This is a genomic window from Blochmannia endosymbiont of Camponotus pudorosus, assembly GCF_059934925.1.
In genome coordinates, this window is sequence record NZ_CP011793.1 from 489,026 (window position 1) to 512,807 (window position 23,782).

Annotated in this window: 16 protein-coding genes and 3 tRNA genes; 11 read left to right on the forward strand and 8 right to left on the reverse strand. The window is 25.7% G+C overall.

Annotated features, from left to right (window positions below):
• Window positions 1-163 precede the first annotated feature (163 nt).
• The 3 genes from manX to Bpudo544_RS02250 all read left to right on the forward strand — a co-directional run bounded on the left by manX (window position 164) and on the right by Bpudo544_RS02250 (window position 2,950).
• Window positions 164-1,135: a PTS mannose transporter subunit IIAB gene (gene manX, locus Bpudo544_RS02240; RefSeq protein ID WP_500825144.1), complete on the forward strand. Its 972-nt coding sequence runs from the start codon at window positions 164-166 to the stop codon at window positions 1,133-1,135.
• A gap of 95 nt (window positions 1,136-1,230) precedes the next feature.
• Window positions 1,231-2,046, forward strand: a complete 816-nt coding sequence (locus Bpudo544_RS02245) for a PTS mannose/fructose/sorbose transporter subunit IIC (RefSeq protein WP_500825145.1) — start codon at window positions 1,231-1,233, stop codon at window positions 2,044-2,046.
• Between the two features lie 76 nt (window positions 2,047-2,122).
• Window positions 2,123-2,950: a PTS mannose transporter subunit IID gene (locus Bpudo544_RS02250; RefSeq protein WP_500825644.1), complete on the forward strand. Its 828-nt coding sequence runs from the start codon at window positions 2,123-2,125 to the stop codon at window positions 2,948-2,950.
• A 297-nt stretch (window positions 2,951-3,247) separates the two neighbouring features.
• Here Bpudo544_RS02250 and cspE read toward each other — a convergent pair whose 3' ends face one another.
• Both cspE and zwf read right to left on the reverse strand, forming a co-directional pair.
• A complete protein-coding gene (cspE, locus tag Bpudo544_RS02255; protein WP_013516763.1) occupies window positions 3,248-3,457 on the reverse strand; it encodes a transcription antiterminator/RNA stability regulator CspE in 210 nt (69 codons plus the stop codon).
• Between the two features lie 1,400 nt (window positions 3,458-4,857).
• Window positions 4,858-6,345 (reverse strand): glucose-6-phosphate dehydrogenase, encoded by a 1,488-nt coding sequence (gene zwf, locus Bpudo544_RS02260; protein WP_500825146.1) that lies wholly within the window; start codon window positions 6,343-6,345, stop codon window positions 4,858-4,860.
• A 525-nt stretch (window positions 6,346-6,870) separates the two neighbouring features.
• Between zwf and pyk the strand changes: the two genes are divergently transcribed.
• Entirely contained in the window at window positions 6,871-8,322 is a 1,452-nt protein-coding gene (gene pyk / locus Bpudo544_RS02265; RefSeq protein WP_500825147.1) for a pyruvate kinase, read from the forward strand.
• 158 nt (window positions 8,323-8,480) lie between these two features.
• Here pyk and mepM read toward each other — a convergent pair whose 3' ends face one another.
• Both mepM and aspS read right to left on the reverse strand, forming a co-directional pair.
• Entirely contained in the window at window positions 8,481-9,857 is a 1,377-nt protein-coding gene (mepM, locus tag Bpudo544_RS02270) for a murein DD-endopeptidase MepM (RefSeq protein WP_500825148.1), read from the reverse strand.
• Window positions 9,858-10,156: 299 nt separating this feature from the next.
• Window positions 10,157-11,890: an aspartate--tRNA ligase gene (gene aspS, locus Bpudo544_RS02275; RefSeq protein WP_500825149.1), complete on the reverse strand. Its 1,734-nt coding sequence runs from the start codon at window positions 11,888-11,890 to the stop codon at window positions 10,157-10,159.
• A gap of 298 nt (window positions 11,891-12,188) precedes the next feature.
• On the opposite strand from aspS, the gene argS reads away from it, so the two are divergent.
• Window positions 12,189-13,937 carry an arginine--tRNA ligase gene (gene argS, locus Bpudo544_RS02280; RefSeq protein WP_500825150.1) on the forward strand — a complete coding sequence of 583 codons (1,749 nt, stop codon included), beginning with the start codon at window positions 12,189-12,191 and terminating at the stop codon, window positions 13,935-13,937.
• Window positions 13,938-13,957: 20 nt separating this feature from the next.
• On the opposite strand, the gene murJ is transcribed toward argS, so the two are convergent.
• Complete coding sequence (gene murJ, locus Bpudo544_RS02285; protein WP_500825151.1) at window positions 13,958-15,514, reverse strand: murein biosynthesis integral membrane protein MurJ; 1,557 nt, start codon at window positions 15,512-15,514, stop codon at window positions 13,958-13,960.
• A 317-nt stretch (window positions 15,515-15,831) separates the two neighbouring features.
• Between murJ and mdtH the strand changes: the two genes are divergently transcribed.
• Window positions 15,832-17,055, forward strand: coding sequence for a multidrug efflux MFS transporter MdtH (gene mdtH, locus Bpudo544_RS02290; protein WP_500825152.1), 1,224 nt, complete (start codon window positions 15,832-15,834; stop codon window positions 17,053-17,055).
• 265 nt (window positions 17,056-17,320) lie between these two features.
• Window positions 17,321-17,413 (forward strand) — tRNA-Ser (locus Bpudo544_RS02295).
• Between the two features lie 135 nt (window positions 17,414-17,548).
• Here the strand turns inward: Bpudo544_RS02295 and Bpudo544_RS02300 are convergent.
• Window positions 17,549-17,642, reverse strand: a tRNA-Ser gene (locus Bpudo544_RS02300).
• A 146-nt stretch (window positions 17,643-17,788) separates the two neighbouring features.
• On the opposite strand from Bpudo544_RS02300, the gene Bpudo544_RS02305 reads away from it, so the two are divergent.
• Window positions 17,789-17,864 (forward strand) — tRNA-Asn (locus tag Bpudo544_RS02305).
• 16 nt (window positions 17,865-17,880) lie between these two features.
• On the opposite strand, the gene gutQ is transcribed toward Bpudo544_RS02305, so the two are convergent.
• Complete coding sequence (gene gutQ / locus Bpudo544_RS02310; RefSeq protein WP_500825153.1) at window positions 17,881-18,876, reverse strand: arabinose-5-phosphate isomerase GutQ; 996 nt, start codon at window positions 18,874-18,876, stop codon at window positions 17,881-17,883.
• A 379-nt stretch (window positions 18,877-19,255) separates the two neighbouring features.
• Window positions 19,256-19,591 carry a PTS system regulator TmaR gene (gene tmaR / locus Bpudo544_RS02315; protein ID WP_500825154.1) on the reverse strand — a complete coding sequence of 112 codons (336 nt, stop codon included), beginning with the start codon at window positions 19,589-19,591 and terminating at the stop codon, window positions 19,256-19,258.
• A gap of 201 nt (window positions 19,592-19,792) precedes the next feature.
• On the opposite strand from tmaR, the gene sbcB reads away from it, so the two are divergent.
• From sbcB to hisD, 3 genes are all read left to right on the forward strand, one after another.
• Entirely contained in the window at window positions 19,793-21,322 is a 1,530-nt protein-coding gene (gene sbcB / locus Bpudo544_RS02320; protein WP_500825155.1) for an exodeoxyribonuclease I, read from the forward strand.
• Window positions 21,323-21,551: 229 nt separating this feature from the next.
• Window positions 21,552-22,451: an ATP phosphoribosyltransferase gene (hisG, locus tag Bpudo544_RS02325; protein WP_500825156.1), complete on the forward strand. Its 900-nt coding sequence runs from the start codon at window positions 21,552-21,554 to the stop codon at window positions 22,449-22,451.
• Between the two features lie 7 nt (window positions 22,452-22,458).
• On the forward strand, window positions 22,459-23,781 hold the full coding sequence (gene hisD / locus Bpudo544_RS02330; RefSeq protein WP_500825157.1) for a histidinol dehydrogenase: 1,323 nt from the start codon (window positions 22,459-22,461) through the stop codon (window positions 23,779-23,781).
• The last annotated feature ends 1 nt before the right edge of the window (window position 23,782 follow it).

Consider the following 23,782-nt stretch of genomic DNA (forward strand, 5'->3'; position numbering starts at 1 on the left):
TATTTTTATATAATGAACATTATATATCATTATTAATAAAAAAATAGTATAATGGATTGTTTAAATTAAAATTTATTAGAAATAAAGCACATGAAATTAATAACCAAGATACAAATTGAAATAAATAATAAATGTTAATACTAAATTACTTGAGGAAAATGCAATGACTATTGCAATTATAATCAGCGCTCATGGATCTGTATCTGAAAAATTACTCCATACTACAGAAATGATCATAGGAAAACAAGAAAATGTTGCTTGTACTGATTTATTACCTTCAGAAAATGCTGATATGTTAATTAAAAAATACAATATACAACTATCAAATTTAAATATTGATCTAGGAGTCTTATTTCTAGTAGACACATGGGGAGGTACTCCATTCAATGCTGCTCAACAAATAATATTAAATAAAAAAAATTATGATATCGTCACTGGAGTGAACATTCCTATGTTAATAGAAATATTTATAACCCGTGAAAATATCCATACAATAAAAAAATTAGTACATATTGCGTTACAATCTGGTTCTGAAAGTATAAAATCGGTAAACAACTCATTGCTTGATCCGAACATAGAAAAATTAAATAAAAAATCAGTACCTAATGATAAATATACCGAATTATTAAATAATAATAAAAAAAAACATATGACCATATGCTTAGCTCGTATTGATGACAGATTAATTCATGGGCAAGTAGTAACACGATGGGCTAAAGAATATAAAATAAATCGAATTATCGTAATAAATGACGATATTGCTAATGATGAAATTAGAAAAAATTTACTTACCCAAGTAACACCTCCTGGTATTACTGCTCATGTCATAGATATTGATAAAGCTATACGAGTATATAATAACCCTAAATATGCACAAGACAAAATAATAATGTTATTTTCAAATCCTACAGATATAGTTCGTTTGATTGAAGGAGGAATTCCTATTAAATCCGTAAATATTGGAGGTATGTCTTTTAGCAAAGGAAAAAAACAAATTAATAATGCTGTATCAATAAATTCAATAGATATTAAAGCTTTTAAAAAATTGAATCAACTTGGTATTAACTTAGAAATACGTAAGGTACCATCAGATTCACCAATAAATTTAATAAAATTAATAGAAAATATTAATTAACATATTAATATAATCATAATTTTTATATTTTTATTACGTTACACATTAAGTTTCATTAAAATCTCTTTTAGTTTTTTCATATATAAGGATGATTTATGGAAATCAATACATTTCAAATTATTCTATTATTTATTGCTTCTTGTATTGTAGGTATGGCTTCAATACTGGATGAATTTCAATGTCATAGGCCGTTAATAGCATGTACCATTGTAGGATTAATTTTAGGAGATATAAAAACTGGAATTATAATTGGTGGTACATTAGAAATGATAGCTTTAGGATGGATGAATATAGGAGCTGCAGTAGCCCCGGATGCTGCATTAGCTTCTATTATTTCTACTATCTTGGTAATTTCAGGAAACCAACCTATCGGAGCAGGAATAGCTCTAGCAATTCCATTAGCTGCAGCAGGACAAGTATTAACTATTATTGTGCGCACTATTACTGTTGCATTTCAACATGCTGCAGATACCTTAGCAGAACGCTGTAATCTAACAGCATTAAGCTTAATTCATATAACAGCATTAATGTTACAAGCCATGAGAATAGCGATTCCTTCAACTATTGTAGGAATTTCCATAGGAACTGAAATAGTTCATCAAACACTTAATTCAATACCTGAAGTCATAACTAACGGCTTAAATATAGCTGGAGGAATGATTGTAGTTGTAGGATATGCTATGGTTATAAATATGATGCGAGCTGGATATTTAATGCCATTCTTTTACTTAGGATTTGTTATTACAGCTTTTACTAATTTTAATTTAGTAGCATTAGGAGCATTAGGAGCAATTATGGCTATTTTATATATTCAATTATCTTCAAGTTATAATAAAAACCTAACAGAATCACAAAAATATTCTCATTCAACTTTGAGCACAAAAAATAAACCTGATAATGAATTAGATTAATAAATAATAATAGGTGATTATAATGATTAATAATTCTCATCAAAAAAATATTTTGAGCAATAAAATTCAAAAAAAAATGATTCAATTAACTAAAAACGATATTAGAGCTGTTTTTGTTCGTTCTAATTTCTTTCAAGGATCTTGGAATTTTGAACGTATGCAAGCATTAGGATTTTGTTTTTCCATGATTCCAGTAATTCGACGTTTATATATAAAAAATAGTAAAGAACAAAAAGAGGCTATTAAAAGACATTTAGAATTTTTTAATACTCATCCTTACGTTGCTGCACCTATTTTAGGAGTAACCATGGCTATGGAAGAAGAAAAAGCCAATGGAGCTACCGTTATTGATGATGCATCTATTAATGGATTAAAAGTAGGATTAATGGGACCTTTAGCTGGAGTAGGAGATCCAATATTTTGGGGCACTATTAGACCAGTATTTGCAGCATTAGGAGCAGGAATTGCAATGACTGGAAATTTATTAGGTCCATGTTTATTTTTTATTTTATTTAATACCACTAGATTAATTACTCGTTATTACGGTATAATCTACGGATATAAAAAAGGAATTAGTATAGTTAAAGATATGGGAAAAGGAGGAGTATTAAAGAAATTAACAGAAGGGGCTTCAATTCTTGGATTATTTGTAATGGGAGCATTAGTTAACAAATGGACTCACGTTAATATCCCATTTGTTTTGTCAAAAGTCACAGATAATAAAGGTAATACTACTATTACTACTGTACAACATATTTTAGATCAACTAATGCCTGGTTTTGTTCCATTATTATTAACTTTTTTATGTATGTGGCTTTTAAATAAGAAAATAAATGCTTTATGGATCATTGTAGGATTTTTTGTTATAAGTATAGCAGGACACTGGATGGGCCTATTGAGCTGATCAATTATAATTGATCAGCTCAATAGGCCCATCCAGTGTCCTGCTATACTTATAACAAAAAATCAATTCATTTCATGATAAATAAAAAATACACACATATGTAAAAATTAAATCACTTTAATACTACGGTGCCTTTTCTTTTTACAGATAAGAACCCTTTTATCTTTTACTTATCTTACTTATAGAAAAACTCTAATTAATAAAGACTATTACCGCATAAACAACATTATGTTCGAAGTTTTCTCAAACCACCTCTGACATAAAAATAAATTTATTAAAACTTTTTATTAAAAAATTTTATATAGTTGTTACATTAACTGCTGATGGTCCTTTATGTCCATCTTGAATCTCAAACTCAACATTTTGACCTTCAGATAAAGTTTTAAAACCATTTCCCTGAATCGCAGAAAAATGAACAAATACATCTTTACTTCCATCAGATGGTGTAATAAAACCAAATCCTTTAGATTCATTAAACCACTTTACTTGACCTTTAATTTTTGCCATCTTACATATTTCCTTTAAACGTTTTCTATTTCATAAAATAGAATTTTTAATGTTAAATCTACCAATTTTTAAAACAAAATAACTAGTCACTATTATTATAATTTAATTATTTATAAAATACTTATATAACACTGTTACTAGTTAGTCTACCCTAAAACTACTACTATGCTCCTATCTTCTCTTACTCACATATCCTACCATCATTATAATAAAAAACCAACTTAGTTGTTTCATAATAACAGAAAAATACCTATTATCAATTTTTTTTTATATCTATTTCAAAAAATAAAATATATAATCTTGTTACTAACAGGTATTCTTCTAAATTATACAATATATATTAAATCACATTTATTAATAATATATAACACCCCACATATTACTTATCATTTAATGTATTTTTAAATATAAAAATATAATCCTTAATACATAAAACGATATGCAATAATAACATAATTATTTATAAACATATGCTAATACAAATCAAATAACTTATTATTATTTAAAAACTCTATTTAACCAATATCTAAATTTTTGCTAAAAATTATAAAAATATTGTCAATATCCAATAAAATATATACTATATACAATTATATAACAATATAAAAAATAATTAAACTAAACAGCGCATTTAAAAATATTACAATAGTACTAATTAAAAACTAACCCTAGTAGAATAAAAAATAATTACCTCGTTATGCGTAATTATTATCATATTTATGATATTTCATAACACTAATATTTACCATATAATTAAATTTTTTCTATAAGAAACAAAAAATAATAAAAAAAGAATCAATTATAACCTTAAATTAAAAATATACTAATCATAACTCCTACAAATATAATATAACCTATAGAAATATCTATAACTACTACAATAAATTCTTATTCGTATTTCTAATAAGCTTAAATCCTAAAATCTATTGAAATATCATCACTACTACATTATAAAATACCTATACTAAAACTATAAACAAATAATTTTAACTTAATAATTATTAACCGTATAGCTTCCTGGTAATTATTAAAAATAATATTAAAAATTTAAATAAACATAATAATAAAAAACACCAGCTCTCCTAATATACTATCTCAACGATCTATACTAAATTAAATACATAATAATTAAAAATACTTTACATACCTGATATGTTTTTCAAAAAATACTATTAACAAAATTAATATAAAAACAATATAATCTTTATCCTCATCAAAAGAACAAATTCTTTATTACAAATACATGTACATATATATCTTTCAATTTAAAAATAATCCATCATACATAAAGATATAATATTAAATAAACTTGTTTACTAAAATTATTACGGTTCTCAATAACACTAACATAAAAATATCTTCATAACATATTATGTATACTATAACCTTAAAAAATAACACTAATAATATACATATTCATTCCAATTACGATTATCTTTAAGAATCATAGCAGTAGATTCTTTAGGACCCCAGGTTCCAGCTTTATATAATTTAGGAATACTATTATCCAATTCCCAAGCTTTCATAATAGAATCCACCCATTTCCAAGAACCTTCTATTTCATCATAATGCACAAATAAAACTTGAATACCCCTCATCACTTCTAATAATAATCTTTCATATGCATCAGAAACATATTCTTTAGAAAAAATTTTATTAAAATATAAATTTAAATTAGTGGCTTGTAAACGATTTTTATGGCCTAATCCAGGTACTTTACTAAGAATTTGCATATCTATCCCTTCATCTGGTTGCAATCGAATAATTAATTTGTTATTAGGTAAACATAAATATGAATCTGAAAATAAATTAAGTATCGGTTTTTTAAAATATACAACAATTTCAGAATATTTTTTTGCTAATCTTTTCCCTGTTCTTAAATAAAATGGAACCCCAAACCATCTCCAAGTATCTATATTTACTCTAATAGACACAAAAGTCTCAGTAGTACTATCCTGATTTGCCCCTATCTCTTCTAAATAACCTGGCACTGGTTTACCCTGAATTAAACCTGAAACATATTGACCACGAACTGTAATCTCATGTATTTTATTAGGATCGGCCATACGTAACGCACGTAAAATTTTAACTTTCTCATCTCTAATACAATCAGCACTTAAATAAGCTGGAGGAGACATAGCTATAATAGTTAAAATTTGCAATAAATGACTTTGTATCATATCTCTCATTTGACCTATTTTATCAAAATATCCCCAACGCCCTTCAATACCTATTTCTTCTGCAACAGTAATTTGTATATGATCAATAGTATTATTATTCCAGTTAGAAAAACATAAAGAATTTGCAAAACGTAATACCAATAAATTTAACACAGCTTCTTTTCCTAAATAATGATCCACTCTATAAATTTGAGTTTCATCAAAATATTCTGATACCTTAGAATTAATAATTTGAGCAGAATTTAAATTAGTCCCTAACGGTTTTTCTATAACTACTCTATTCATTTTCCTATTTAATCCTATTGAACTCAATCCTTTACAAATAGCACCAAAAGTATGAGGAGGCATAGCCAAATAATTTATTGTTAATAAATCTAAACGTTTTAATTTATTAGTTAATAAATTAAAACACTCTGTATGATCTACATCTAAATTACAGAATTCAAATCGTTTATAAAAACGATTCCATATATTTTCATCAAGAGATTCTCCTTGAATAAATATTTCTAAAGCAGAACGTACGACTTGAATATATTTTAAAGTATCCCATTCTGCTCGACCTACCCCTAATATACAAGTATCAGGATGAATAAATCCTAATTTTTCTAATTTATATAAAGCTGGAATTAATTTTCTACGAGCTAAATCTCCTTTAGCTCCAAAAATAATTAAATTACAAGCATGTGCTGTAGGTATATCTAACTGCATATTAAAGATTCTGCCTAATATAAATAATATTATTACTAAAATATTGAAATTTTCTTATATAAAACCTTATTAATATTAATTTATCTATAAAATTTACATTATTTATGTAAATCAACGTACAAAATAACATTATATCTATAATACATGTAAAAATATTTACCAATATATATTATATAATAAATATAAAATTAACTATTTAATTTAAATCAATTTTACATATTTATTAAAATATATAACAAATATATCAATATATTACATCTTCTTATAAAAATACTATAAAACCATTAATAACTAAAAATTTATACATTATTTAAATATTACTAAACAAAATTGTAATTGCTACGTTATTATTAAGTAAATCTATAATCTAATGATCAATTATAATATTTTTATAAATAAAACTAAATAATAATAATTATATAATTACAACTATAATAATCATTAAAAATTAGTATATTAAAAAATATTCTTCTTATACAGTAAAATATTAGATATAATAATGTCATTACTATATAAGGAATTATTATGCCGCAACAATTGAGAAGAACTAAAATTATTGCTACTCTTGGCCCTTCTACAGATCAAGAAAACAATCTAAAAAAAATTATTACTTCTGGAGTCAATATAGTACGACTAAATTTCTCTCATGGAAAACCTTCAGAACATTTTAATCGAGCAAATAAAGTTCGAGAACTTGCTTCTCAATTAAATAAATATATTGCTATTCTTGGAGACTTACAAGGACCAAAAATTCGAATTTCAACCTTTCAAAACAATAAAATACATCTACAATCAGGAGATAACTTTTTACTTGATGCTATGCATGAAGTTAATAAAGGCAATGAAAAATATGTAGGAGTCAACTATAAAAAACTTTCTCAAGATGTATTTCCAGGTGATTATCTACTTTTAGACGATGGAAAAATTCAACTACAAGTTATAAAAATTAATAATACTAAAATTTATACTAAAGTAATAATTGGAGGAATATTATCTAATAACAAAGGAATAAATAAATTAGGAGGCGGATTATCAGCTAAAGTATTAACAGATAAAGATAAAGCAGATATTATTACCGCTGCTAAAATAGGAGTAGATTATTTAGCAATATCTTTTCCTCGTAGCAGTATTGATTTAAATTATGCCAGAAAATTAGTCATAAACGCTGGAAGCAATGCAAAAATTATATCTAAAGTAGAACGTGCAGAAGCAGTCGAATCTGATGAAACAATAGATGATATTATCAAAGCATCTGATGCAGTGATGGTAGCTAGAGGAGATCTAGGAATAGAAATTGGAGATCCAAAATTAGTTGAAATACAAAAAAAAATCATACATAGAGCACATATTCTTAATAAAGCAGTTATTACTGCAACACAAATGATGGAATCTATGGTAACAAATTCTATACCTACTCGAGCTGAAGTTATGGATGTAGCCAATGCTGTGTTAGATGGAACAGACGCAGTAATGTTATCTTCAGAAACTGCAACTGGAAGATATCCATCTGAAACTGTTACTTCTATGTCTAACGTATGTTTAGGAGCAGAAAAAATATCAAATATTAATCAATCATTTACACTATTGAACGAATCAAAAAAAAAAATTAAAAATGTAAAAGAAGCCATCGCTTTATCAACAATGTATATAGCAAATCATTTAGATAAAATACGTGCAATTATTTCCATTACTGATTCTGAAAATATTGCATTATTTATGTCCCGTATTAATTCAAAATTACCTATTTTCGTGTTATCTAAGCATATCAGCATTCTTAACATAGTTACTTTATATAGAGGAGTAATTCCCATTTATTTTAATTGTATTGGTAATAATATAATTGATGCAAGACGTTCTACTAATTTTTTACGAAATAAAGGATTCTTGTTTTCTGGAGAATTAGTAGTTGTAATACAAGATAATACAATAAATCAATCTAACATAAATAATATGAGTTGTATATTATCAGTTGAATAATATACTTAAATAACAAAAAACATTTTAATGCATATTCTTGTATATATCTATACATAAAACAATAGAAACAAAGTTATTTACTCATTTTTTTATAAAATGAACGCTAAATTTTATTTAGTTAAAACTCTGTAACACACATACCAACACAAATATTATTTTTAATCAAAATTCAACTGTGGAATAATTTCATTTATTTGATTTAAATATTTTACACGTTCGCTCCCTAAAAGTTTTTCTACATTCAAAATACTTGCAGTTAATGGATTAACAGGTCGACGATTAATCCATACTTCGAAATGCAAATGAGGTCCTGTAGATCGTCCTGTATTACCGGATAAAGCAATATTATCTCCTCGTTTTACTTTTTGACCCGATTTAACTAATATTTTTTTAAGATGCATATATCGAGTTATGCATTGAAAATCATGTTTAATAACAACATAATTTCCAGCAATTTTACTATATTTACTAACTAATACAATTCCATCTCCTATAGACAAAACTGGAGTACCAATAGGAACAGCAAAATCCACTCCAGCATGTTGAGAAATTTGACCAGTAACAGGATTTAACCGATTCATATTAAAATTAGAAGATATACGATATGGTTTTAATATTGGTAATCGTATAAATTTATCTACAGATCTGACAGCTTCTTTATTATAAAAACGACCATTATTTGCTCTAAAAACATAATAATCTTGACCTGAAGTATATATTCTTGCTCCAATTAATTCACTACATAAATTGTTATTATTCTTATTAAGAATAAAAGATACTAATATAGCAAATTTATCCCCTGAATGTAGTTTTTTAAAATCTATTTGATATTTTAATGCACTAACTACATCTACTATACAATTTTCTTCTAATCCTAAAGATCGAGCACTATCAACAAATGTTCCATTTAATGATCCTGAAAATAACACTGTATAGCACAATTTATCTTCACTGTTAGATTTTTTTAATATTCTTATAATTCCTTGTTCAAAATTGGTATGTACATTGTTATAAATACGTATTTCTTGTTCAGAAACACCCCAAATTAAACATTTTAATCGTTTTTGATTAACCATTATCCAAAACAAAGATTCTCTAATATTAAAATTATTTAATACAGGATATTGTTGTACTAATAAATCAACTTCCTCAATATTAACAAAATTACTACTATATCTTTCCAAAAATTTCATTAAAGTATTATTAGGAGATAATATAGAATAATCATGCACAGCAAAAATTTTTATAGATTGATCTTGACAAAATTTTTTTCTTAAAATATTTGAAAATAATATATTTTTATCAATGCATTTACTATTATTTATAATTTCAGAAGAAGAATATAAGGTATACTGTTTAACGGGAACAACATAATTACAATTATTTACATCCTTATTTAATTCGTCCCATGACACTAATATATTCCAAATGATAGTAATGATGATTAAAAATAATATAAACGGGATCATCATAGTATATCGTCGGTATAAACAACGATATATTAACCTCCCAGAACTACGCACAACACCATACACTTATAATAAATCCCATGTCGTATCTTTCTATAACAACTCACATGATATTAAATTTAAAAAATCATCTTATTTTAAACAATTACATTAAAATCAATCAAATATATAATTATTTAATAATCATTAAATAAAACAACTAAATTCTAAATATATTTACATCAACTCTATTTGTAATAAGAAGCAATTTATATTATATAATAAAATTACTTCTTATTTAAACTCAAAAATTACTACAAAAATAAAGATATATTATTATTTAATACCAATTCAACAAAATCAAATGACTTGGGTATAACAGACTCTTAATCAGGTGAACCAATCATTAAATCTATCGCTGCAGTAGTTTTTGGAAATGCAATAACATCTCGAATACTATTAACCCCAGTTAGTAACATAACTAATCTATCTAAACCAAATGCTAACCCAGCATGTGGAGGAGCTCCATATTTTAAAGCATTCATTAAACAACCAAATTTATTTTCTTGTATATCTCGTTTTATACCTAAAATATCAAATATTGCTTGTTGTAACTGGTACGAATGAATACGAACTGATCCACTTCCTACTTCATGTCCATTAATTACCATATCATAAGCTTCTGAAATAATCGATAATGGATTATTTTTTAAATATTCTATATCATTACAATCTTTAGGAGCTGTAAACATATGATGAACTGATATTAAATCACCAAAATTATTCTTTTTAAATATTGGAAAATTGATTACCCACAACGGAGCCCAATCATTTTTTTTAATTAAATTTAAATCAATACCCAATTTTTTCCTTAAAGAACCTAATATATTTATCATAGACAAATCTGTACTCTTACCAAAAGCAAAAAATACAATACCACTATTCTTAAAATCAATTTTTTGAAATAATAATTTCAATAAAATTTTATTTAAATATTTAGAGACTGACCCATGAATTTCATGAATTTCTCCTTGCTCATTGTATTCTACTTTAATCCAAAAAAAATTCTGCAATCCATATTTTCGAACATAATCTTCATATTCATTAAGCTGTTTACGAGTTAAAGAAAATCCATTTGGAATTTTCATAACCATTACTTGATCAGCAACTGTATCTATTATTATATTTTTAAATAAAAGTTGATTATCTTTAGATTTAAAAAAATCAGATACATCAGTTATTTCTATTGGATTTCTTAAATCTGGAGCATCAGATCCAAATCGACGAATCGATTCAAAATACGAAATTTGAGGAAACACTCCTAATTCCACATTTAAAACTTCACGCCATACAATACGAATAAAAAATTCCATAAGCTCTCGTATTCTGTGAGCAGTAACAAAAGATGCCTCTATATCAATTTGTGTAAATTCTGGTTGACGATCTGAACGTAAATCCTCGTCTCTAAAACATTTAGTAATTTGATAATATCTATCAAATCCAGAAATCATTAACAATTGTTTAAATATTTGAGGAGATTGAGGTAAAGCATAATTCTTATTCGAATATAATCTACTAGGAACTAAGTAATCTCTAGCTCCCTCCGGAGTGGATTTGGTTAAAATAGGAGTATCAATATTTAAAAAACCTTCTAATTCCATAAACCGATGAGTCAATGACATAACCCTAGAACGAGTTTTAATATTAAATAACATTGAAGGTCTTCTTAAATCTAAATAACGATATTTTAAACGATTTTCTTCTATATTATTTTTATTAATATCCAATGGCAATGGTTCAGAAACATTAAGAATAACAAAAAATTTTGCCGAAACTTCAATAGATCCAGTAGACATATTTTTATTTATTTGATTTATAGGACGCGCACGCACCATCCCTGTTAATTGTATGCAAAATTCTTGTTTAAGACTATTAACAGCACTTATATATGTTTCTTGATGATCATTAGGATCAAAACATACTTGAACACAACCCTCTCTATCCCTTAATTCAATAAAAATTAACTTACCAAGATTTCTAAATTTATTGACCCACCCACACAATGTTATCTCTAAACCAACATGAGCTACATTTAATTGCCCACAATAAGCAGTGCGCATACATTATTACCTCTTACTCATTAGTTTTACATACTCTATTTATAATTAAAAAATAAATAAAAATTATTTATTTCATATAATTGTATAATTTAACATGATCTTATTATAAAATATATATTTGTATATATAATCTTCTTTATAAAACAATAAAGAATAATGTTATATTATATACATTACAAGATAATATTTATTGATAATAAATTAATATATATAACAAAATGCCCCATTGATTCTGCATATAGATACATATAAGAAAATAATAAAAAATTGAAATAATTTAACTAATTTTACAAATCATATGAATATTCAAAATTTTTTATCAGAACATTTATATCAAGCTTTTATTCAAATAAATGCAGAATCTTTTTTCTATTTAATAAAAATACAAACATCAACTCATAAAAAATTTGGAGATTATCAAATTAATGGGCTTATTCCTATATCAAAATTTTTAAACATTTCTATTGAAGCACTTTTTAAAAAACTTATGCAAGTTATTAATTTACAAAATATTGTTAAAACAATAAAATTTGAACAACCAGGATTTATTAATATTTTCTTACACTCAAAATGGATAGAAAATCAAATTAATCATATTATTCATTTACCCAACCTAGGAACTAGGTCAACACAACAAAAAACTATAATTATTGATTATTCTGGTCCTAATATTGCAAAAGAAATGCATGTTGGACATTTAAGATCAACTGTCATTGGAGATAGTGTAGCTCGTATTTTATCTTTTTTAGGACATCACGTTATTAAAGCAAACCATATAGGAGATTGGGGTACACAATTCGGAATGCTCATTGCGTATATAAAAAAGAAAACACCATATTACTCTTCATATAATAAAATTCAATCATTTAATATATTAGAAAATTATTATCAAGAAGCTCAAAAAGAATATAATATTGATCCTAATTTTGCTAAATTATCACGCAGTTATGTTGTAAAATTACAACAAGGAGATAATAATTGTCGACAAATGTGGGAGCACTTAGTGAATATATCTATTTTAAATAATCAAAAACTATATAATCGACTAAATGTTACTTTAAAAAAAAGTGACATTATGGGAGAAAGTATGTACCAAAACATGTTACCTAGTATTATAACAGACTTAAAAAATAAAAAAATAGCCGTCAACAGCAAAAACGCTATTGTAGTATTTCTTAATAAAAATCAAAAAAATAAATGCCACTCTTCCTTTGGAGTAGTTATTCAAAAAAAAGATGGAGGTTATTTATATAGTACTACTGATATTGCTTGTATAAAATATCGTTGTGAGATATTGCATGCTGATAGGATCATTTATTATACTGACTCAAGACAAACACAACATCTTCTACAGGCATGGAAAATTGCACATAAAGCAGGTTATATTCCGAAATCAATGCTATTTGAACACCATGTATGCGGCATGTTGCTCAATACAAACAAAAAACCATTTAAAACTAGATCAGGAAATACATTAAAATTGACCACATTACTAAACGAAGCTTCAAAAAGAGCTCATCATTTAATATATAAAAAAAATCCTAATTTAGAACATAAAAAAATAAATAAACTTGCTCATATCATTAGCATAGGAGCAATTAAATATTCTGAATTATCAAAAAATCGATCGACAAATTACATATTTAACTGGGATAATATGTTAAATTTTGAGGGAAATACTGCTTTATATATACAATATGCCTATACTCGAATATCCTCTATTTTTAAAAAAACTAATCAAATCAATTTAAAAGAAAAAAAATACAATATTCAATTAATCACTAAAGAAGAAAGATCTTTAGCAATTTGCTTACTACAATTTAATGAAACAATTACAATAATAGCAAAACAAGGTACTCCTCATTTATTATGTAATTATTTACATAAATTATCAGCATTATTTTCTTCATTTTATGAAAATTGTCCTATTTTAGATACAAAAGAAGTATATGTAAAATATAGCAGATTAAAATTAACATTACTTACTGCTCATATTTTAAAAAAAGGGTTAGAATTGTTAGGTATAAAAACACCGAAATATATGTGATATATATAATTAATAAAAATTTAATTCATAATATCTTTATGAAAAACAACGAAATCTTTCATACGAAAGCCCAATAATTTTAATATTATAAAATAAATACTCATTCCTAAAATTAATATACTTATTATTTTACACAATCTGAAAAAAATATTATTTAAAATTAATTCCCTTCCACAAATCAATAATTGAGCATAATATATAGCTATACACATAAAAAATAATGCTATTGCTAATCTACATAAAAAAAGTAACCATCCAGAAGATAAATGAAATAAATATTTTTTTCTAAATTGCCAATACAATAATCCTGCATTTAACCAAGCACCTAAACTAATAGAAAAGGCAAAAGTAACATGATTTAATATATGAATTAATATCATGTTTATACACTGAGAAAACACTACCGTTACCATAATTATTCGAATTGGAGTTTTAATATCGTGACGAGAATAAAAACCTGCAGTTAATACTTTAAGAAAAATTAAACCAGGTAATCCTAATGAATATGCTATCACAGAATATTGAGTCATTAATACATCAAATTCCGAAAATTTACCATATTGAAATAATGTTATTATTAATGGTTTAGATAATATTCCTAAAATAATAGCACTAGGAAAACTTAATATACAACATAATTTTAATCCCCAATCTATAAGATTAAAATATTCCACATTACTTCCTTTTGCAATAAATTTTGATAAACATGGCAACAAAACAGTAGTTAATGTAACTCCAAAAATACCGATAGGTAATTCAATAATTCTATCAGCATAATACATCCAAGAAATAGATCCGCTTGGTAAAAATGATGCAAAAATAGTGTTAATTGTTAAAGATATTTGATTACTTGAAACAGCAATTAACATAAACCCCACAGACCGGCATATTCTATGTATCCTATTATCATAAAAATTGAGTGTTGGTAATACTAATAAATTTAGCTTTTTTAAAAAAGGAGCACAATACATACACTGCAATAATCCTCCTACAAAAACCGACCAAGACAACCCAACTATAGGAGAGCATAAATATAAATATTTTGAACACAACATAAATCCTATCATGCTTATATTTAAAAAAATTGGAATAAACGCAGGAACTAGAAAAAAATTCCACGTATTTAGTATCGCTCCCATAAATGATGCCAAAGAAATGAACAAAATATAAGGAAGAATAATTCGAAATAATAAAACAGTTGTATAAAATTTTTCTGAAACATTATCAAATCCAGGAACAGCAATTCTTATAATCCAAGGAGCTAATAATAACCCAATAGAAATTATTATAATTAAAATAATTATTAATAAACCAAATGTACGAGAAATAAATGTTCTTATCTTTTTTATACTATAAAAACATTTATATTCTGATAATGTAGGTAAAAAAATTTGATAACACGCTCCTTCAGCAAAAATACGGCGCAAAAAATTAGATAATTTAAAAGCAATAAAAAAAGCATCAGTCATAACACTTGCTCCAAATGTTCGAGCTATAATATTATCTCTAATAAATCCCAAAATCCTAGAAAATGTGGTTATAAAGCTAACTCGTATTAATGACTGTAACAAATTCATTGTTTTAAAAATAAAAATAATTTCAACATTACAAAATAAATAGTGCCAACATTTATATAATAAATACTATACTATCATACATAAATTTATAATACATATTCAAACTAATTCATGAATTAATGATAAAATAAACAATTCTTAATAATCATAAAACTGAAAATAATCAAAAGTAAAATTTATTTCACTAAATATTACAAAAAAATTAACAATACAAAAAATATAATCATCGCGCCAAAAGTAATGTATCATATATAAATATTTTCCTATATAAACACATAATAATCTATATAAACACATCATATCATAAGTGGTGACTCATGTATTCAATATCTAAAGCCAGAAAATTAGGTAAATATTTTTTAATTATAGATAACATGTTTGTAGTCGTGGGATTCTATGTTGTTTTCCCGCTTATCTCAATATATTTTGTTGAACAATTAGGATGGGCAGCTTTTTTAGTCGGATTTGCCTTAGGATTACGACAATTTATTCAACAAGGTTTAGGTATTTTTGGAGGAATATTTGCTGATAAATTAGGAGCTAAACCTATGATTGTGTCTGGATTATTAATGCGTACAATAGGATTTATTATAATGAGTATTGCTGACACTCCTATATTATTATGTCTATCATGTGTATTATCTGCATTAGGAGGTACATTATTTGATCCTCCTAGAACGGCTTTAGTTATAAAATTAGTACGTCCATGGGAATTAGGAAGATTTTATTCTATATTAATGTTAGAAGATAGTATATGCGCAATTATAGGAATAACATTGGGTACATGGTTACTACAATACGATTTTAAATTAGTATGTTTTACAGGTGCAATATTGTTCTTCGTTGCTGGTATTTTTAATGCATGGAGATTACCTGCATATAAAATTTCTAGTTCTCATCTTTCCTTATTAGATGGAATTAAAAAAGTATTAAATAATCATAAGTTTGTTGTTTATGCTTTAACATTAACTGGATATTATATTTTATCAGCCCAAATGATGTTAATGCTACCAATTCGAATGCATGAAATATCTGGACAATTATCATGTATAAAATATATCTATATTATAGAAGCTATTTTATCTTTATTATTTATTATCCCTATAACTTATTGGACTGAAAAATATTTTCGATTAGAAACACGCTTAATGACGGGATTAATCATAATGATAATTAGCTTATTTCCCATCGGATTAGTAAAAAATTTATATGAACTATTATTATTAATTAGTTTATTCTATTTTGGATCTATTATTGCTGAACCAGCAAGAGAAACATTAATAGCTTTACTAACAGATTACAAAGCACGTAGCAGTTATATAGGATTTAACAAATTTAGTTTAGCTTTAGGAGGTACTTTAGGATATAGCGGAAGCGGATGGTTATATGATTTAGGTAAAAAATTAAATTTTTCACAATTACCATGGATAATATTAAGCCTAATAGGTTTGATCACATTACTAGGATTATATTATCAATTTCGATATTATTCTTTTCAATCCATATTATATAAAAAAAATCACAATCATATAAAAAAATAAACTTATTATTAAAACAAAAGTTTTACTCTATATATTTTTATGTAACACAATCACAACAAAAAATCGTTAATGTAATATAAATCAATAAATTTATACTTGACAAATAATAATTAACTCTATAGCATTTAAAATTTAGATCTGTCTTTAATTTGTGCTTGTTTGAACACAATATTCCCTAGAAACTTAGTTGTAATATATTGAGTATATATTACATCACGTGCGTACTATATATAATATATAGTACGTATCTTATGTAAAAATAATCGGTGAGGTGTCCGAGTGGCTCAAGGAGCATGCCTGGAAAGCATGTATACATATTAACTATAATGTATCAAGGGTTCGAATCCCTTTCTCACCATATAAAAATTCAGTGCTCATTTATAATAAAATTAATATAAATAAATCAAAAATTGTACATCTAATAAAAAATAGCTATATTTATAAAAATTTTTAATACATAAAAATCAAAAAGAATTATTATATATGATAAATATGGAGAGAAAGGGATTCGAACCCTTGAAAGAATTAATTGTATTCTTTAAGCAGTTTTCGAAACTGTTCCGTTAAACCATCTCCGGCATCTCTCCTATTAACACCCGACTATATCAATATACAGAAATCATACATAGTTATTAATTATTTTTAAAACAAAAACCTTAATTTATTTACTAATCCTATCATAATATACACTTGTATATGTATATATAACTATATATAATATAAATCTATATGATCCTCTGTAGTTCAGTTGGTAGAACAACGGACTGTTAATCCGTATGTCACTGGTTCGAATCCAGTCAGGGGAGCCATATATAAAAATATTCTTTAAAAATTAAATAATTTATTCTCTAAAATCTTAAATTTATTCAAATCATCAATATGAATAGATCCAACCAAATTTCCTGATTTATCAATTACTGGAGCTGCAGTAATTTTTAATCTATATAATACTTTAAGAGCTTTATCAACTCTACATTCCTGAAAAACACAATAACCAGGTTTAGTCATAGCAACTCTAATAGGGTCTCTTAAAGAATTTCCTTTTTGTACTATCCATTTTTTCAAATCACCATCTGTAAATACACCGACAACACATCCGTTATTATCACATACAGCCGTTAATCCTAATCCTGTACGAATTAACTCAAACATAGCATCCATCACTGTTGATACCCAAGAAACTTTTGAAATATTTTTTCCTATACGCATCACATGATGTACACAATTTAATAACTGTGCTCCTAAATTCCCACCAGGATGAAATCGAGCAAATTTCTCTGTACTAAACCCCTTACATCTCATTAAAGATATAGTTAAAGCATCTCCCATTATTAAAGAATTGACTGCACTAGCAGTCGGTACCAACCTCATAGGGCACGCTTCTCGCTGTATTTCAATATTTAAAACACAATTTGATTTCATAGCTAAAGGAGATTTAATATCACCAGTTAAAGTAATTATAGGAATATTATTTTCTATCAATATTGGCATTAAAGCATTTATTTCATATATACGACCAGAATATGAAATAAACACTACTACATCTTGAGATCCTATCATACCCAAATCTCCGTGCAAAGCTTCAGAAGGATGCATAAAAAATGCTGCAGTTCCAGTACTAGATAAAGAAGCTGCAAGTTTTTTACCAATATGTCCAGATTTACCTATACCAGATACAATAACTTTTCCTTTGCACTTTAATAAAATCTGACAAGCAACTGCAATGCTCTCATCTAAACGAAATAACATATGTAGAGCTTCATTTATTTCAATTTTTATAGTTTCTTTAGCATACTCTAACAATAATTTGTCATTAATCATCGCTCTAAATAATTATTAAAATAGGCAATAAACACTATTAATGTGAAAAATAAATATTTATCACTTTAAATTAAATACTAAAATTTATCTACCTAAACAAGATTATCATAAATCTATTAAAATGATTAAAATTAATCAATACATAAAATATATTAAAATGAAATCTTATATATCCATAAAATATTATTTGTTAAACACATCTTATATCATAAAAAAATTTATTTACACAAAATATAACATGCAAATATATATAATATTTTTATATATAAATTTAATTTTATGAATTTGCTAGCTAATACTATTAAAAACATTACTTCTCAATTAATAATAATCTTAATTATACTTTTAAAAAATAAAAAAATTTAAATATTATTATCTGTCATTGATCAGAATTATTACAAGATTTTTGAAGATATTTCAATTTTTTTGATAATTCTCTACGTTCTTTAGATAACTCTGCATTTTTTATAATATATTCATCAACTCGATCTTCATAATCGCTGCACATATTAGCTATGATAGCTCGAACATCTTCTATAGAAGTTTCAGATTTTATATAATTGCTTAAGTCTCCTAATAATAATACTCTTTTTTGATTATCTCGAATTTTTTTTTCATTATCAACTATTTCACGCTGAAGTTTATTTTTACGACGAAACATACTTACAAACTCTAACACATCGTAAAAAGATTTATTTACAGTATCTTGATTCATAATTCTATTCCAAATTAATTTATATTAAATATAATAATAATATTTATTTGCTATATAATACTAAAAATAATTTCACTTTATCTCCGTATATAATAATATATAATTAAAATTTACCGTATTAATAATAGTTAATATAATAATAAAAATTATTATTAAAAATTTTCTTTAAAACTAAAAGAAAATTACTGGTGTTTATATACTATGCCTTTATTTAAAAATCAATCCACTTTTTTTATCTATGACTATGAAACTTTTGGATTAAATCCAGCTTTAGATCGGCCTGCCCAATTTGCAGGAATAAGAGTTAATAGTAAATTCTGTTTAATAGGTAAAAAAAAACAATTTTTTTGTAAAATACCAAATGATTATCTTCCTACTCCAGAATCTGTGCTCATTACAGGAATTACTCCCCAATATACTTTACAATATGGCTTAACAGAATCAGAATTTGCACACCGTATTTTCAATATTTTTAATAAACCAAATACATGTATTGTTGGATACAATAACATCCATTTCGATGATGAATTTAGCCGACATATTTTTTACAGAAATTTTTGCGATCCTTATTTATGGGCGTATAATCACGGAAATTCCAGATGGGATTTATTACCTATTTTAAGAGCTTATTACTCTATATATCCTGAAAAAATTCATTGGCCGATCACTAATAAAAATACAGTTAGCTTTCGATTAACTGATTTAACTCGAGCTAATCATATAGAACATGCACATGTACATAATGCAATATCTGACGTACATGCTACTTTAGAAATAATGAAACTAATACAAATAACTCATCCACATTTTTTTCAATTTTTATACACCCACCGAACTAAAGACCAATTAAAAAAAATAATAAATTTTAATATGCTTGAACCTCTCATTTTTATTTCTAATAAAATAAATAATACATATGAAAAAAGCTTTATAAAATTTTTAGTCCCAATCTCTTGGCATCCTAAAAACCACAATATTCTTATTACTTACGACTTAGATAAAAAACCAGATTTATTATTCAATTTAAATGAAAATTATCTATATCACAATATGTATCAAAATATATCTAATATTTTTAAACAAATCCCATTACAATTAATTCGATTAAATGCATGCCCTATTTTAATTCCAATCAATCTTCTTAAAGAAGAAAATATCTTTTACCACAAAAATGATTTATTTACTTACTATCAACATTGTTTAAAAAATTTACATTCTATTCGCACAAACATAAATTACACTTATTTAAAAAACAAAATTAATACATTTTATACAATTATCGAATCTTATTTTACACTCAAAAAAAAATATCAAAAAACTCACGTAGATAATCAATTATATTATAAATTTTTTAATTCCTTCGATCGTCAACTTATTAAGACAATTCGTAATATTAATAATATATATGAATTATCTAAAGTAAAAATTCACAACAATAATGATACTCGTTTAAAATTATTACTATTTTTTTATAAAGCCCGCAATTTTCCTTTCAGTCTTAATAGAATAGAACAAAAATTATGGGTATCTTATAAAAACTCATTACTTCACCAAAACAAATACAAAAATTACTTAAGCAAAATAAACAATCTTTTATCATATCAAAATAATTCAAGTCAAATTAATCTTTTATGTATACTAAAAAAATATTATAAATACTATTCAAACACCACATTTTTATTTATCATACATATTATGTATGATATTAATATTTTTTTTAATTTTAATTGAAGTGCAAACTATGTTCATATCATATAAAGTAACTAAATAATATTTAACCCTATACAAATGTCATCAGATTCGATAAAATAGTCTAATAGGATATTATTTATTAAAAAATTAATTAAACATATTAATTTAAATACTTTGTCTTTAATAAAAATATTACATATTCTAACACACGCTTACTGAATATTTTATTGTCGTCATACTTTATTGTCACACAAGGTAAAATATCATCATGTTGAACAAATCAAGATTAAGAATTGCGATACAAAAATCAGGAAGGTTGAGTAAAGAATCTAAACAACTACTCGAAAGATGTGGAATTAAAATTAATCTACAACAACAACGACTGCTAGCATTTGCAGAAAATATGACTATCGATATTATGAGAGTAAGAGATGATGATATTCCAGGATTAATTATGGATGGTGTTGTAGATTTAGGAATCATTGGAGAAAATGTTTTAGAAGAAGAATTACTAACTAGACGATCTCAAGGAGAAAATCCATGTTACATTTCATTAAGACGATTAGATTTTGGTAATTGTAGACTATCTATGGCTTTGCCTGTAGATGAACCATGGAATGGACCATCATGCCTTCAAGGCAAACGTATTGCCACATCTTATCCAAATCTATTAAAACAATATTTAGATAAACTAGGAATTTATTTCAAACCATGTTTACTAAATGGTTCTGTAGAAGTAGCTCCAAGAGCTGGGTTAGCAGATGCAATTTGCGATCTTGTATCTACCGGAGCAACATTAGAAGCTAATGGATTACGTGAAGTAGAGGTAATTTATAGATCTAAAGCATGTTTAATTCAACGACCTGGTCATTTATCACATAATAAACAATCACTAATAAATAAATTAATGATTCGAATACAAGGAGTTATTCAAGCTAGAGAATCTAAATATATAATGTTACATGCTCCCGCTGAACGATTAGAAGAAATTATTAATTTACTACCTGGAGCAGAAAGTCCTACAGTGTTACCATTAGCAGGTAATCAAGATCGTGTAGCTATATATATGGTAAGTAATGAAACATTATTTTGGGAAACTATGGAAAATTTAAAACATTTAGGAGCTAGTTCTATTCTAGTATTACCAATTGAAAAAATGATGGAATAAAAATTTTATGAATTTTAATAATTATCTCATACCTATATATTGGAATCGTTGTTCTGTATCTGAAAAAAATATGCTACTTAAACGACCTATTCAAAAAAATAAAAAAAATAGCATATATTCAGATGTAAAAAATATACTAGATCAAGTATCTCAATACGGAGATAATGCCCTGATACAATTCAATTCACATTTTGATCATATTCAAACAAAATTTTTAAAAATCCCATTAAAAGACATCGATAATTCAAATAAATATCTATCATACACGACAAAAAAAGCAATACATTCTGCATTTAATAATATTAGTCAATTTCATCAAAAACAATATTTTTCAGAAATAAATATTGAAACTACACCTGGAGTGTATTGTAAACAAATTATTCGACCATTAAACACAATTGGTCTATATGTCCCAGGAGGTTCCACTCCATTACCTTCAACAGTGATGATGTTAGGAATTCCTGCCCAACTTGCAAAATGCAAACGAATAATATTATGCTCCCCACCTCCTATTTCTAATATAATATTATATACTGCTCAACTTTGTAATATTAAAGAAATCTATCAAGTAGGAGGAAGTCAAGCTATTGCTGCTATGGGATTTGGTACTCAATCCATTCCAAAGGTAGACAAAATTTTCGGACCTGGAAATATTTGGGTTACTGAAGCTAAACGACAAATTTGTTTCAGAACACATGATGTATCTATAGATATGTTAGCTGGACCATCTGAAATACTAATAATAGCTGATGATACAGCTAATCCAATTTTTATTGCAGCAGATCTTTTATCTCAATCCGAACATGGACCAGATTCTCATATTATTCTTATTACTACTGATATAAATATTGCTACACAAACAAGAAATGAAATAAATAAACAGATCAAAAAACTTTCTCGTATTAATATGATTAAAAAATCTTTAACACACGGATGTATAATAATTACTGATAATATTATGGAATGTTTTGAAATAAGTAATAATTATGCTCCAGAGCATTTACTTATTCAAATTAAAAATGCTAATAATTATTTAAAATATATCACTAATGCTGGATCAATATTTTTAGGAAATTGGTCTCCAGAATCTGCCGGAGACTATGCAAGTGGACCTAATCACGTGATACCGACATATGGAAGTTCCATTACTACATCTGGATTAGGCGTAACTGACTTTCAAAAAAGAATATCAGTTCAAGAATTAACTCAAAACGGATTGTTAAAATTATCAGAAACTATTACAACATTAGCACAAATTGAACAATTACAAGCCCATAAATATGCCATAACACACCGAATAAATTATATTAAAAATAAAAAGGAAATATAAA